Origin of the sequence: Streptomyces marianii, assembly GCF_005795905.1 — a bacterium.
GTDB classification, from domain to species: Bacteria; Actinomycetota; Actinomycetes; order Streptomycetales; family Streptomycetaceae; genus Streptomyces; species Streptomyces marianii.
The window spans coordinates 1,204,412-1,218,789 of sequence record NZ_VAWE01000001.1 but is presented as its reverse complement, the minus strand read 5'-3'; the positions used below and the strand labels follow the sequence as shown (position 1 = coordinate 1,218,789).

Below are 14,378 nucleotides of genomic sequence, written 5' to 3'. Positions count from 1 at the left end.
CCCTGGGCGGGGTCAGGGCGCGTCGCGTGTCCCACAGCCGCGGTAGGTCCGGACGGCCGTTTCCAGGCTCCGTCGCCGACTCGGTGGTTGCTCGTTCACGCCGGTGCCCCTCTCACCCTCACCCTTGCGCGCCGTGCGCCTTCTTGCCGTGACTGCGGACACTGCCCGGCGCGCCGGCGCAGTCGTACGACGGGCACCGCTCCCACACCTGGGACGGTCGCGCGCACGGGCCGAGGGACTGCCCGGCGACGGGGAGCGCCGCCGCGCCCGGGCCGGCAGACCCCGGCCGGGCGACGCTCCCCGCGCCGTCAGGCTCCCGGCGGTAGGTGCGCGGGGCGGCCGTTGCCGCGGGTGAGGCGGTAGCCGCAGATGCCGGCCAGTGCGGCGAGGACCGCGCCGCCGGCAGTCCAGAGGATGCGGGACGACCACCGGCCCGACGACCAGCCGCCGTCCGGTGCGACCTCACGGCCGGAAGCGGGGACCAGCGGGGCGGCGAGCCGCCCGTCGACGGCCGTGGCGCCGCCGGAGTCCTCCGCCGTGATCTCCAGGGACGCGTCGACCGGCTCGCCCAAGTCCTCGGCGGGTGCTCCGACGACGGTCAGGCGTACGTAGTACGTCCCGGGCAGCGGGTCGTCGGCCCATGGCTCGGACCAGGCTCGTACCGTGCGCAGCGCGCAACTCAGCTCGACCGACCGGGCCTCGGCGGGGGCCGGCCGGGCGTCGCTGCCGTAGCGGCACGCCTGGCGGCGCCTCAGCCCGTCGTACACGTCGAGCCGCCAAACGTGGGTGCCGTGGCGTGCTTCGGAGCGGGGCAGGTCGACCCTGGCCCTTACGGTGGCCCGCTGCCCGGCATCGGCCGGGAACTGCCAGTACAGGTAGTCGCCGGTCGACCCCTGCGCCGTGGCCCGCTGTCCTGGGCGTACGACGGTGGCGGTACGGAAGGACGTGCCTGCCTCGGTCGGCGCGGCGGCTTCGTCATCCGTGCTTACGCCAGACGACGGCGAGTCGGCTGCGGCGACGCCCGGGAACGGCAGTGTGAACAGTGCGGCGGCGGACAGCAGAGCGGCCGTGAACATGCGTACGGTACGCATCAGTTGCTCCTCCAGACGGCGATGCGCCAGCGAGAGATCCAGCCCCACAGCACACCCGCGGCGAAGCCGGCGAGGGTCAGCAGGCCGAGCAGCCACCAGCCGTGGCCGAGGCCGAAGAACGCCGCGTCGCCGGCGTCACGGGGGCCGCCCGTGATGTCGATCGTCAGCTCCAGGGGCAGGCCGGGGGCCGTCTTGACGGAGGCAGGGGCGGAGAAGGAGTTGCTCACCCGCAGGCAGACGGTCTCGGCGGCGGGACCACCGTCGCCGGTCCCCGCGCCATCGGTGTCGTCTGCGGTGCCGGTGTCCGTGGCGCTGTCGTCGGTCTCGGGCCTGGGGTAGCGCAGGCCCGTGGAGACGACGTCGGTCCGCCCGTCGCCCGCCGACTCGCCGCGAACGATCTCTCGGCCGGCCAGGGTCGAAGCGCGCAGCAGCACACCGTGGTCACGGTTGACCGGTCGGTCGGCCGCGATGCTGACCGAGGCGCGCAGCTCCTGTCCGGGCAGCAGGTCCACGCGGTACCAGCGGTGCTGTCCGAAGGTCTCGCGGTCGGCGTAGAGACCGGCCTTCAGCCGCGGCGCGTCGGCACAGCGTACGCCGCCCTGGGTGGCCACCGGAGTGACGACCGGCTCGGCGGCGCGGTCGACCAACTGGCTCACCCGGTCGGACAGTTCCTCCTTGTGCTGCACGGAGGTGTACGTGCCGCCGGTTGCCTCGGCGATGCACATCAGCTGGGCGCGCATCCTGGCGTTGGGTACGAGGCCGAGGGTGTCGATGGTGATGTCGACGCCCTTGGCCGCGATCTCGCGCGCCACCTCGCACGGGTCGAGCGGGGCGCAGGTGTCCTCGCCGTCCGTGATGAGCACGATCCGCCGGGTGGCGTTCCCGCCCTCCAGGTCGTCGGCCGCGCCGAGCAGCGCGGGGCCGATCGGGGTCCAGCCGGTCGGGACGAGCGTCGCCACCGCCGTCTTCGCCTCGGTCCGGTCGAGTTCGCCCACCGGGTAGAGCTGCTTGGTGTCCTTGCAGCCCTCCTTGCGGTCCTTGCCGGGGTAGTCGGCGCCGAGGGTGCGGATACCGAGCCTTACGTCCTCCGGGACCGCCTCCAGCACCTCGTTGAACGCCTGCTTGGCCGCGGACATCCGCGACTGCCCGTCGATGTCGCGGGCCCGCATCGAACCGCTGACGTCAAGGACGAGTTCGACCTTGGGCGGTTCCTTCCCGGTCGCCCGTTCGGCCGTGCCGCCGGAGTCGGCGAAGGCCGCGGAGGGGAGGAGCCCACCGGTGACGGTGACCAGAAGCGCGCCGCAGAGGACGGCCGCCAGTCGCTTTCGTATGATCATCGGCGGATCATAGTGAGCCCGAGCGGTCCGGCCCAACTCCGCGTGCACACGAGGGATCAGGAGGGGTACGGTCGAGCACGCCGTCCCGGACGGGCTCCCAATCGGGCACCCGGCCGGGGCGCGCATCGGCCACGGGCTTCTGCGGCGGCATGCTCCGGTCCCGGTGACCCGGCCTTCGGCCGGGGCGGCTCCGAGTGCCGCGAGGCGTCCACGGTGCCCGCCGGCCGGGGGCACCGTCGTCGCCGTCCGACCCGGTCGCCGCCGCACCGTCACAACATCTGCCGCCGCACCAGCTCGTGCAGCCGGCCGTCCACGTCCGCCAGTAGCCGGGCCGGCGGACCCTGCTGCACCACCCGGCCCTCGGACATGACGATCACACGGTCGGCGTCCATCACCGTCGACAGCCGGTGGGCGATGACGACCCGGGTGGCGTGCAGCGCGCGCGTGCTCTCGGTGACGATCCGCTGGGTCGCGTTGTCGAGGGCGCTCGTCGCCTCGTCGAAGAACAGTACGCGCGGGCGGCGGACCAGCGCCTGGGCGATCATCAGCCGCTGCCGCTGCCCCCCGGATACGGCGCCGCCCCCGGAGACCACGGTCTGCATGCCCATGGGCATCCGGCGGATGTCCTCCGCGAGGCCCGCCATCTCGGCGGCCGCCCATGCCTCGTCCTCCGTGAACGGTTCCGCGCCCCGGATGCAGTCCAGGATCGATCCGGTGAACGGCTGGGAGTTCTGCAGGACGACACCGCACTGGCGGCGTACGGCAGCCTGGTCCAGGGCCGCGAGGTCCTGGCCGTCGTACAGCACGCTGCCGGAGGCGGGACGGTCGAAGCCGATGAGCATCCGCAGCAGCGTCGACTTGCCGCAGCCGCTGGGCCCGACGACCGCGACGAACTCCCCGGGCCGGACGTTCAGGGACACGGCGTCGAGGACGAGCGGTCCGTCATCGGTGTAGCGGAAGGACAGCTTGCGGGCCTCGATCGCCCCTGACAGCTCGCCCGGCCGGGTGCTGGTCCCCCGTACCTCCGGGGGCTCGTCGAGGACCGGCTTGACCTGTTCGAGCATGGGTAGCACGGCGGCGGCCGAGACCAGCGCACCGGTCAGCTGGGTCACGGACGTCAGCATCATCGTCACGGCCGTGTGGAACGTCAGGAACTCGCCCGCCGTCAGACTTCCGCTCGCCGGACCGGCCAGCAGCATGAACATGATCAGCGCGCTCAGCGGCAGATAGACCGCGTCGAGGACCGTCGTCAGATTGCGGATCCGGCCCGCGCTCCGGTGCAGCTCCCGGCTGCGCGCGAACTGCTTCGCCCATGCCGCGTACGCGAAGCTCTCCGCCGCCGCCACCCGCAGCTTGGGCAGTCCCCGCAGGGTCTGGAACGCCTGGTTGTTCAGCTTGTTGTTCAGCTCCACCAGCCGGCGCTGCCAGCGCAGCTGCCACAGCCCCATGCCGAGGAACACCGCCGCGATCACCATCAGGATGCCGATCGCCGCGAGCGCCAGCGGAACGCTGTACACCAGCAGCAGCACCATGTTCATCGCGCCGACCGTGCTCGCCTGGACGAGGACCGGCCCCACGCCCGACAGCAGCCGCCGGATGGCGCTGACGCCCATCGCCGCGCTCGCCAGCTCGCCGGTGGAGCGCTCCGCGAAGAACCTCGTCGGCAGACGCAGCAGCCGGTCCCACACCGCGGGCTGCAGCGTGCTCTCGATCCGGCCCTCCATACGGAGCACGGTGAGGTTCTGCATCAGCATGAACACGGCCGAGACGGCACCCGCGACCATCACCGCCACCGACACCTGGACGATCAGGTCCGTCCGGGCGTTCGGTACGTACACCCCGAGCACCTTGCCGGTGGCGATCGGCACGAGTGCGCCCAGGACGACCGCGACCAGTCCCGCGACGGCCAGGTTCCGCACGTCCGTGCGCGAGCCGCGGAGGCTGAAGCGCATCAGCCGCCACAGGCCCAACGGCCGCTCGGGCAGCGGCCGGTAGAACATCACGGCCCGCTGCTCGAACTCCTCGGCGTTCTCCTCGTCGACGCGGATGCGGCTGCCCGTGGCCGGGTTCACCGCCCGGTAGCCGCCGCGCCGCCACAGCAGTGCCACCGGAGCCCCGGACCTGGCCCGTTGACCCACCAGCGGACCGCAGTCCTCCCGCCACCAGCGGCCGTCGAGCCGTACGGCACGGGTGCGCACCCGGGAGGCGCGGGCGATGCGCTCCACCGGCCCGGTCCGTTCGTCGACCGGCCCGCCCTGCGCGAGTTCGCCGAGCGCGATACCGGCCGCCGAGGCGACGAGCCGGCACACCGCGTACGCCGCGTCGTCGGAGACGGCACCCCGGGAGCGGGCCGAAGAGGCCCTGCGGGAGTGGCCGATGGACGCCAGCAGCGCCTGGTCGGCACCCGCGCGCACCGCCTCTCCGGCCCTGATCCCGGCGGCCGCCCGGTCCTCGTGGGCCTGCTCCGTCCGCTCGATCCAGCGGTCGAGTCCCGACAGCAGCCGGTACTGCTGGTTGACCATCTGCTGCCAGAGCGCGCCGTCGACGAGCAGGTCGGCGGCGGTCTCGGCGCTGAACGCGGCGCCGTACTGCACGCAGCCGGGGAAGACCGGCAGCCACAGGACGTCGTCGTCCGCCACCGCTGCGTCGTCCGTCGTCCGTCCGTCCAAAGGCGCCTCGAACAGCACCCGCTGGCCGCGTCCCACGCCGAGCGCGAAGGCGTGCTCCAGCAGACTCAGGGTGCCGTCCCGGCTGTCGTACTCGCTCTGGTAGGGGCTCTGGTACGACCAGGCGTCGCCGTAACCGGACTGCTGCTGCCGGTGGAGCTCCAGCAGCGGGATGCGGCGCAGCACGCACCCCTGCAACGGCCTGCCGACCAGCGTGTGCTGGGGACCCTCCACCGGGCCGAGCAGCAGCGTGCCCTTCTCCAGCCGTCCGAGGAAGTGCCAGTGCCCCTGCCGGGCTTCGTCGACCGCGAACAGGTCGAGCGCGCCGTCGACCAGCAGCCACAGCACCTGCGGGCCCTCCAGCGGCACACTGCGCAGCCCGGCGCAGTCGACATGCTGCCCGAGCCCGCCGAACGCGGCGAGCACCGCGTCGTCGGAGTGCTCGGACCCGGCGTGGTGACCGGGCTGTACGGGGATCACCTCAGTGCTCCTTGACCAGTTCGGCGTACGCGCCCCCGCGCGCGACCAGTTCCTCGTGCCGTCCGCGCTCCACGACCGTGCCGTGGTCGAGCACCACGATCTCGTCGCTGTCGCGCACGGTGCTCAGCCGGTGGGCGATCACCACGCACGCACAGCCGCGGCGGCGCAGATTGTCGATGATCAGCTGCTCGGTCTCCGCGTCCAGCGCGCTGGTCACCTCGTCCAGCACCAGCACACTGGGCCGGCGCACCAGCGCCCGGGCGATCTCCAGCCGCTGCCGCTGCCCGCCGGAGAAGTTGCGGCCGTCCTGCTCGACCCGGCCGTGGACGCCGCCGGGCCGCCGGGCGACCACGTCGTACAGCTCCGCGTCCTTCAGCGCGTCGACGACGGCCTCGTCGGTGATCGACGGGTCCCACAGGGCCACGTTGTCGCGGACCGTGCCCTCGAACAGGAACACGTCCTGGTCGACGAAGGAGACGGAGGCGGCGAGCGCGCCGCGCGGGATCTCGTCCAGCCGCCGCCCGTCGATGCGGATGACGCCCTCCCACGGGCCGTAGAGGCCCGCGATCAGCCGGGACACGGTGGACTTGCCGCTGCCGGAGCCGCCGACGAGCGCGACCTGGCTGCCCGGGCCCACCGACAGCGAGAAGCCGGTGAGCAGAGGCTTGTCCAGCGGGCTGTAGCCGAAGGTGACGTTCTCCACGGTGACGTGGCCGCGCAGCCTGCGGGTGTCCGCGAGGGGCTCGGGCCGCGTGTAGAGCCCGTCGGCCGGGAAGTTCTCCACGTCCTTCAGCCGGGCCACGTCGGCGGCGAAGTCCTGGATGCGGGAGGCCATGCCGTTGAGCCGGGTGATCGGCGCGGTGAACCGGGTCACGAGCGCCTGGAAGGCCACGAGCAGACCGATCGAGATATGGCCCTCGACCGCCCGCAGACCGCCGATCCACAGGATCAGCGCGCTGTTGAGCGTGGCCAGGGTCGGTGCCACGACGGCGAGCACGGCGCTCGGCACACCGAGCCGCTGCTGTTCCTCCAGCGTGATGGCGTGCTGCCCGGCCCAGCGGCGGAAGTAGCCGCTCTCGCCACCGGTCGCCTTCATCGTCTCGATGAGCTGGATGCCGGTGTACGAGGTGTTCGTCAGCCGGGCGCTGTCGGCGCGCAGCTTCTGGGGACGCGTCGCCCGCAGGCGCACCACGACCCGCATCGCGACCACGTTCAGCAGGGCGATGAGCACGCCGACGACGGTCAGCTGGGGATCGTAGGTCCACAGCAGCAGCGCGTACAGGACGACGACGATGCCGTCGACGCCGAACGCGGTCAGGTCGCGGGCCAGTGTCTCGGCGACCGCGTCGTTCGACTGCAGACGCTGGACGAGGTCGGCGGGACTGCGCTGGCCGAAGAACGTCACGGGCAGTCTGAGCAGATGCCGGAGGAACCGGGCGCTGCTCAGCGTGGACGAGATGACGCGGCCGCGCAGCAGATTGGCCTGCTGGAGACCGGTCAGCACGGCGGTCAGCGCGACCATCGCCGCCATCGAGGCGAAGAGGACCCCCAGCAGCGAGGTCTGACGGCCTACCAGGTACCTGTCGATGTACGTCCGGCTCAGCGCGGGCAGCGCCGCGCCGACCGCGACGAGCAGCAGGCTGGCGAGCAGCGCGGCGGCCATGGTGCCGGTGGTGCCGCGCAGCCGGGCGGGCACGGAGCGCAGCACGCCGGGCTTGCGGCCGCCGCGGCGGAATCCGTCACCGGGCTCGAGGACCAGCACCACGCCGGTGAAACTGGTGTCGAAGTCCTCCGTGGATACGAACCGGCGTCCCTTGTCCGGGTCGTTGATGTGCACGCCGCGGCGGCCGAGCCGGCGCCCCATGCCGTCGTAGACGACGTAGTGGTTGAACTCCCAGAACAGGACGGCCGGGGCCCGGACCCCGGCGAGCGCGGCCGGCTCCATCTGCATGCCCTTGGCCTCGAGGCCGTAACTGCGGGCCGCCTTGAGGATGTTGCTGGCGCGGGAGCCGTCGCGGGAGACACCGCAGGCGATCCGCAGCTCCTCCAGGGGCACGTGCCGGCCGTAGTGGGCGAGCACCATGGCGAGCGCCGCGGCACCGCACTCCACGGCTTCCATCTGGAGCACGGTGGGGGTGCGGACGCTCCTCTGCCTGACCGGTGCGGCGGGCTTGCGGGCAGCCCGTCGCGGGTTCACGCGCCGCGGACCGCCGCCGCGGCGGCCGCCGGTGCGGGCGGTGGTGGGGGAGGGAGCCGTCACGGGAGCAGCCAATCGATCGGACGCTGGTCGGCCAGGCGGATCGCGCCGTCGGCCGGGGTCATGGACTCGACGGCGTACGGCGGTCCGTCGGAGGACGACCAGACGTACCCGGACTCGGTGCGGGAGGATCGGTCGAGTTCCACCAGGACGGCGACGGGCCGGCCCTGCCGGGAGAACTGCTCGGCGAGCTGGCCGTCGCCGAGGAATCCCGCGATCTGCTGCCTGCTCTGCGAGTTCCGGCCGACGGCCTTCACCCGGCCGCGCAGCACTCCGTACCGCGGGGAGGGCACCGACTGGACGGTGAGGTCGACCCGTGCGCCGACGGGGACGGTCGAGCCGTTGTCGGCGGGGAGGTAGAGCATCGCCCTCAGGGGGGACCGGGGGCCGTCCACGCGTTCCAGGACGGCGACATCGGCGCCGGTGGCGACGACGGCGCCGAGGGTGGCCACGAGAGACGTGACGCGGCCCGCTGCGAGGGCGCGGACGAGGGCGCCTTCCTTCTTCCTGGTGCCGTCCCGGCTGTCACCGTCTCCGACCGCGTCGCCGGTGCCGGAGTCCGCACCGGAGCCCGATCCGGTGCCGTCCGAGCGGTCGCCGTCGGTGGGCTCCCCGTCGCCCTCGCCCCGGGTACCGGAGGTGCTCACCCGCAGCAGCGGTGCGCCGGCAGGGAGGTTCTCGCCCTCCGCGGCGAGCACTTCGGTCACCTGACCCGCGACCGGACTCTGCAGCACGTAACTGCCCCGCGCGTGCGTGAGAATTCCCGGTCCGCGCACCGTGGACGAAATGGAACCGTTTATCGCCCAGAATGCGGCCGCCACCATCACGATCACCGTGACGGTGAGGACGAGCCAGCCCTGCGGGCGGGCGAATCGGACCGGCAGATCGATTTCTTCCGGCGACTGCAGCTTGGAAAGGGCCTTTTGGCGGAACTGCACGTAACTCTTCCCTCGACTGCGTATGTCCGGGTCCGGGGGTGAAAAGCGCGGGTGAGCCCCGGAACGGGGAAGGTTCCGGGGCTCACTCGGGGCGTGCTCTCAGAGGCCGGCGACGAGACCGGTGGCGGCACCGGTGTTCAGGCCGGTCGCACCCTCGACGGTGCCGACGACGGAGCCCACCAGAGCGGAAGCCGGGACGATGCCGTCAACGGTGGAGGTCAGACCGGAAACCGCACCGGCGGCAACGGCGCTGTGCAGACCGCCGGAGACGTTGTCGAGGTCGGCGTCGGAGATCTCAGCGGTCTCGACCTGGGGGGTGAAGTTCATGATGAAGCTTCCCTTCATGTGGATATTCCTAAAGGTCACGGCCGGCCCCGCCGGATTACGTACCGGCCGCGTCACGGCGGGCGTGCGGGTCCATGAAACCGGGAACCCGAGCGCAACTCCCGCAGTGCGCAGGATCAAAGCACGTAGACGGACCCGACATCCAATCCCGGGGCGCCCGGTAGGCGCCCGATCCGTCTGGGAATCAGTTTCACGTGCAGGCGTGTCCACGCGGCGGTGGCCACTTCTTCACAAGTTTCACCGGCCCGATTCCGTCCGGGTGAAAGGGCGGCCTGTCGCGGAATCGGACACTCCGGTCCCAATGGATCAGTGCACCGTCAACCTCGCGGGGCGCACCGGGCGGAGGCCAATCGCCGTGCGCCCGTAGCGTGTTCGGTGTGCAGGTTTGCGGAAGACTCTGTTCCGGTCAGCGTGAAGGGACGCGGGCCGCCGGCGGGGAAGGGTGCCGGCCGTCGGTGCGAGGGGTGTGCGGGCCGCCGGGGGCACTGCCGCCGGGCGCCGGCACGGGCGTGCGTGGGACGTCGGCGCCGGCGAGGGGTGGGCCGCCCCGGAGGCGGAGGAGGCGGCCCACGAAGGTCAGAGAGACGTGCCGAACGCCTGCGTCCACCACGGCCCGCCGGAGGCGTCGTGGATGCCGACACCGAGCTCCTTGAACGAGCAGTTGAGGATGTTGGCGCGGTGGCCCGGGCTGTTCATCCACGAGTCCATCACCGACGACGGGCTCTGCTGGCCCCGCGCGATGTTCTCCCCGTACGTGCTCCACCGGTAGCCGGCTGCGGTGATGCGGTCTCCGGGGTCGGTGCCGTCCGGGCTGGTGTGGTCGAAGTAGCCGCGGGCCGCCATGTCCTCGGAGTGGCGCCGTGCGGCCGTCTCGAGCTTGTCGTTGCTGCGCACCGGACCGCATCCCGCCTTGGCGCGCTCGGTGTTGACCAGGGCGACGACCTGCGCGACGTCCCCGCTCGGCAGCGGGGGCTCCGGGTCCGGCGCCTCGGGGGTCGGCGTCGGCTTGGGCTTCGGCCTGGCCGTGCTCGGCTTGGGCTTCGGCTTCGCCGTCTTGCTGGGGCTGGCGCTCACGCTCGGACTGGGAGAGGGGGAGGGGGAGGCGGAGAGCGAAGGAGAGGGGGACGCGGACTGCGAGGGGGAGGACGGCTCGGGGGAGGCCGGGGCGGCCACGGTGGAGGTGGGCTCCTCGGGCTCCTCCGGGCCGAGCAGGAGATGGGCCGCACCGCCCGCGGCGACCAGAGCGGCCACTGCGGCTGCCACGGCCGTGGTGCGGCGCCGCCGCCTTGCGCGCTCCAGACGGGCCTGGGTTCGCGCCCCCCCGGCGGCCGACTCGCCGGAGCCGGACGGGTCATCCTCCCCTGCTGTACGGGCGGAGCCGGGGGCGTGCGACGCGTGCGGCGGTGCGCCGAACGACGCCGTGGCCGCCATGTCCGGGGCCTGCGGGGCGAAGGCCGCCAGCGACGCGGCCACCGGCACCAAGGCCAGCCCGACGAGCAGTCCTTCGGCGGGCACCAGCCCGGACCAGTGGCCCGAGCAGAGCGTGCAGCCCCGGGCATGACGGGCGATCCGCTTGCGCCACAGGGCGGAGGGCAGACCGTCCCAGCTCGCGATGATCGGCTCCAGCAGCACGCAGCCGGGTTCGGCGGACAGGGCGCGGACCACCACGCGGGCCGTCTCCAACTGGGCCTTCATGCGCTGCACCCGTACCGCCGTGTGCTGCGGGGACAGCTCCAGCGCGGCGGCGACCTCCTCCCGGGACAACTCCCCGGCGGCCTCCAGCCACCACAGCGACAGCAGGGCGCGGTCGTCCTCGTCCAGCCAGCGGGTCGCCTCGGCCGTCTCCCGCCGCTGACCGGAGAGGCCGAGGCGGGTGATGGTCAGGTCCACGAAGTCCGCGCCGGGGTCGACGACGTCGTACGCGTCGTCGAGCCCTCCGCCGCCGGGTATCGCGCCCGCACGGCGCTCCCGCCAGTGGCCGCGTATCTGGTTCATGGTGATGGCGACCAGCCAGCTGCGGAAGCTGTCCGGGCTGTGCAGTCCGTCCAGGCCGCCCAGGACGCGGAGCATGGTCTCCTGCACCACGTCGTCCACGTCCGCGTGGCCGTTCATGGCACGGCCCACGATGTTGTAGACCAGCGGGAGGTACCCGGCGACGAGCCGGTCCTGGGCGTGCTGGTCACCGGCCTGCGCCGCCATGATCACCGCGGCTTCGCTTTCGCTGCTCACGCTGTGTCCACTCTCTTCCTGGGCTGGGACATGTCTCCTCCGACACCTGGGAGACGCCCTGCCTCCGTCCCGATAACAGAAATCGGATAGGAGTACGCAGAAACAGCCGGGAGTGTTAGATCCGCACGCCAGGCGCGCAGGACCGCGGCGGAGGGTTCGAACAGTTCGCCCGGAATGTGAGCCGGATCGTGCCACTGCCAGCGCACGATCTTGTCGGGTTCGGTGACCTCCGGCTCGCCCTCCACTCCCGTGACGAGACCGGCCGCCGAGATCCGGGTCAAACCGCGGTTTCCGTCCACCACCACGGCGACGACGGCCACGTCCTCCTCGCGGACCCGCAGCCCCGTCTCCTCGACGAGCTCCCTGGCGCCCGCGCGCTCGAAGCTCTCCCCGGGGTCGACCTTGCCGCCGGGAAGCTCCCAGCGGCCGCCGCGGTCCAGGCCGAGCAGGATCCGTCCGCCGGGCTCGACGACGATCATGCCGACGCCGGTCAGGCCGTTGGGTGCGGGGAACGCGCGTGCGGGCCGCTCCTCGGGAGCGGGGCCGGGGGAGTGGGTCGCCATGCGGGGATCGTACGAGGTTTCGAATCCCGCCCGTGACGGACTCGGCCCGGGTGTGACGGGTGTGACGGGTGTGACGCCTCGGGCCCGGTGCCGTTTGCGGCCCCTCCCGTGAGCCGCACGGGGGCGCCGCAGGCCGGGGCGGCGGAAAGGGGCGGGGAGTCGTGGCCGGCCGGGTCGGCGGTCCGGCCGGGCCGTTCACACCCCCTGTGTGCTCCTGGATCCGCAGCGTGCCCATGCGGGCGCCACGCCCGTGATCTGGCAGACCATGAGGTACAGCGGAATGGGCGGGGTGTAGGGGCTCGCGTCCTCGGGCCAGTGGATCAGCCGGGGCCCCTCGGCCGGTACGTACGCACCGGGCGAGTAGTACGCGGGCAGCGGCCACGCCAGGTCCTGGTCGGAGCCGGCCGGAACGATCCACCACATCCAGTCCGTGTCCGAGTAGACACAGCCCGTGCGGGGGAGGCGGGACAGCAGTCGGCGGCCGTGCCGTACGGGCAGGCCCACCGCATCGTGACCGAGCGTGGCCGGCAGTCCCGGCGGCACGTCGAGGCGCAGCTGCCCCCGGGTGTCGTCGCGCCCCCGGGAGAGCAGGCCGGCCATCGACCTCAGCACGGCCGTCCCAGCGCGAGCTCGGCCCAGACGACCCGGCCCGGACCGGGGTGCGCGTCGTGCGCTCCCCAGGCGCTGCTGACCGCGTCCACCAGCAGCAGTCCGCGCCCGCCCTCCTCGGCGGAGACCCGGCGCAGTCGCGGCTCGCCCGGCGGGCAGCCCTCGTCCTGCACCGCTATGCGCAACTGGCCCGGCACGTCGTGCAGTTCGCACAGGACGCGCTGGCTCGCGGTGTGCACGACGGCGTTGGTGAACAGTTCGGAGGCGACCAGCACGACCGTGTCGAAGTGGCTGCTGTCGACCCCCCAGCGCATCATGCGCTCCTGGATCAGGTGCCTGGCGCGTGCGACCGAGTCGGCCCGGCCGGGGAGCTCGAACCCGAAGCGGCGGACCGCCGGCACTGAGGAAGCCGGCTGGCGCGGCACCGCGAGTACGGGCCTGAGCGTGTTACCAGGAGCCACGACCAATCCTTAACGGTGGGGAAGCAGTGCCGTACATGCCTCTCCCCGGGCAAGGCGCGGCAGCCTCGTGAACTGGTTCACCGAGTCACTCTCCCTCCGAAGCCGACACTTGGCAAGAGGCACTCTGAAAATTGCAGAGTGCCGGGTCCTGGGACAGGGTGGCATGGCACACTCGTCGTGACACCGAGTCGTGGCGTCGGGTCGTGCACATTCGAGAACAGGGCGCTGGGGAGGTCTGTAGTGAGCGAGCCGCGGTCCGCCCCCACGGTGGGGCAGGTCGTACTGGGCAAGCGACTGCAGGATCTGCGGGAGCGAGCCGGCCTGAGACGCGAGGAGGCCGCCAAGGTCCTCCGCGTGGCCCCCGCCACCATCCGCCGGATGGAGACGGCGGAAGTCGCTCTCAAAATCCCCTACGTCCAGCTCCTCCTGGGGGCGTACGGCGTCCCCGAGGACGAGGCCGAGGGCTTCGTCCAGCTCGCCGAGGACGCCAACAAGCCCGGCTGGTGGCAGCGTTTCCACGATGTGCTCCCCGGCTGGTTCAGCATGTACGTGAGCCTGGAGGGGGCGGCGAGCCTCATCCGCGCGTACGAACCGCACTTCGTCCCCGGGCTCCTCCAGACCGAGGACTACGCCCGCGGTGTCATGCACAGCGGAGCCCTCGGCGCCACCAGTGCCGAGGACATCGAGCGGCACGTCGCCCTGCGCATGGAGCGTCAGGGGCTGCTCGGCAGGTCCGACGCACCCAGATTCTGGGTGATCATGGACGAGACGGCGCTGCGCCGCCCGGTGGGCGGACCGAAGGTGATGCGGGCCCAGATCGACCGGCTGCTCGAAGCGGCCGAGCGGCCCAACATCACCCTCCAGGTCGCGGAGTTCGCGACCGGACCCCACGCCGGCACCTACGGGCCGTTCGTGCTCTTCCGCTTCGCCGTGCCCGAACTGCCCGACATGGTCTACAGCGAGTACCTCACCGGCGCGGTCTACCTCGACGCTCGCCCCGAGGTGGCCTCGCACCTGGAGGTCATGGACCGCATGGCGGCCCAGGCCGCCACCGCACAACGCACGAAGGGCCTCCTCCGGAGCGTCCGCAAGGAGCTGTGAATGGACCGCATATACAACGGCATGCCCGCCCGGGAACTCGGCTCGGAGGGCTGGTACAAGCCGTGGAGCGGTGGCAACGGCGGCAACTGCATCGAGGCCATGAAACTGGCCGACGGCAGGGTCGCGGTACGCCAGTCCGCCGATCCCGACGGCCCCGCGCTCATCTACACCCACGGCGAGATCGCCGCCTTCATCCAGGGCGCCAAGTCCGGTCAGGCGGACTTCCTCCTGACATGATCGGCTGAGGACCCCGGGCCCGCCCCGGCAGGTACCTGACTCAGCGTCAGCAGCGTTCGCAGTA

The 14,378-nt window shown here is 72.3% G+C and carries 12 protein-coding genes; 2 read left to right on the top strand and 10 right to left on the bottom strand.

Annotation, left to right across the window (positions count from 1 at the left end):
* Positions 1–308: 308 nt before the first annotated feature.
* From FEF34_RS05565 to FEF34_RS05520, 10 genes are all read right to left on the bottom strand, one after another.
* Positions 309–1,091, bottom strand: coding sequence for a hypothetical protein (locus FEF34_RS05565; protein WP_138052115.1), 783 nt, complete (start codon positions 1,089–1,091; stop codon positions 309–311).
* Positions 1,091–2,428, bottom strand: a complete 1,338-nt coding sequence (locus tag FEF34_RS05560) for a VWA domain-containing protein (RefSeq protein WP_138052114.1) — start codon at positions 2,426–2,428, stop codon at positions 1,091–1,093. The genes FEF34_RS05565 and FEF34_RS05560 overlap by 1 nt, the downstream gene beginning before the upstream one ends.
* Positions 2,429–2,697: 269 nt before the next feature.
* Positions 2,698–5,574: an NHLP bacteriocin export ABC transporter permease/ATPase subunit gene (locus FEF34_RS05555; protein ID WP_138052113.1), complete on the bottom strand. Its 2,877-nt coding sequence runs from the start codon at positions 5,572–5,574 to the stop codon at positions 2,698–2,700.
* Position 5,575: 1 nt separating this feature from the next.
* Positions 5,576–7,846, bottom strand: coding sequence for an NHLP family bacteriocin export ABC transporter peptidase/permease/ATPase subunit (locus FEF34_RS05550; protein ID WP_407698257.1), 2,271 nt, complete (start codon positions 7,844–7,846; stop codon positions 5,576–5,578).
* Positions 7,831–8,769 carry an HlyD family efflux transporter periplasmic adaptor subunit gene (locus FEF34_RS05545; RefSeq protein WP_138052112.1) on the bottom strand — a complete coding sequence of 313 codons (939 nt, stop codon included), beginning with the start codon at positions 8,767–8,769 and terminating at the stop codon, positions 7,831–7,833. The genes FEF34_RS05550 and FEF34_RS05545 overlap by 16 nt, the downstream gene beginning before the upstream one ends.
* A gap of 99 nt (positions 8,770–8,868) precedes the next feature.
* Positions 8,869–9,096, bottom strand: a complete 228-nt coding sequence (locus tag FEF34_RS05540; RefSeq protein ID WP_138057302.1) for a type A2 lantipeptide — start codon at positions 9,094–9,096, stop codon at positions 8,869–8,871.
* A gap of 594 nt (positions 9,097–9,690) precedes the next feature.
* On the bottom strand, positions 9,691–11,343 hold the full coding sequence (locus FEF34_RS05535) for a sigma-70 family RNA polymerase sigma factor (RefSeq protein WP_234042285.1): 1,653 nt from the start codon (positions 11,341–11,343) through the stop codon (positions 9,691–9,693).
* Positions 11,340–11,906, bottom strand: a complete 567-nt coding sequence (locus FEF34_RS05530) for a nucleotide triphosphate diphosphatase NUDT15 (RefSeq protein WP_138052111.1) — start codon at positions 11,904–11,906, stop codon at positions 11,340–11,342. The genes FEF34_RS05535 and FEF34_RS05530 overlap by 4 nt, the downstream gene beginning before the upstream one ends.
* 195 nt (positions 11,907–12,101) lie before the next feature.
* Positions 12,102–12,506, bottom strand: coding sequence for a hypothetical protein (locus tag FEF34_RS05525; RefSeq protein ID WP_138052110.1), 405 nt, complete (start codon positions 12,504–12,506; stop codon positions 12,102–12,104).
* A gap of 5 nt (positions 12,507–12,511) precedes the next feature.
* The gene (locus tag FEF34_RS05520) at positions 12,512–12,976 is read right to left on the bottom strand and encodes an ATP-binding protein (protein WP_234042284.1); all 465 of its coding nucleotides are present in this window, start codon (positions 12,974–12,976) and stop codon (positions 12,512–12,514) included.
* A 240-nt stretch (positions 12,977–13,216) separates the two neighbouring features.
* On the opposite strand from FEF34_RS05520, the gene FEF34_RS05515 reads away from it, so the two are divergent.
* A complete protein-coding gene (locus FEF34_RS05515) occupies positions 13,217–14,077 on the top strand; it encodes a helix-turn-helix domain-containing protein (protein WP_138052109.1) in 861 nt (286 codons plus the stop codon).
* Positions 14,078–14,314, top strand: a complete 237-nt coding sequence (locus tag FEF34_RS05510) for a DUF397 domain-containing protein (protein WP_138052108.1) — start codon at positions 14,078–14,080, stop codon at positions 14,312–14,314.
* Positions 14,315–14,378 lie beyond the last annotated feature (64 nt).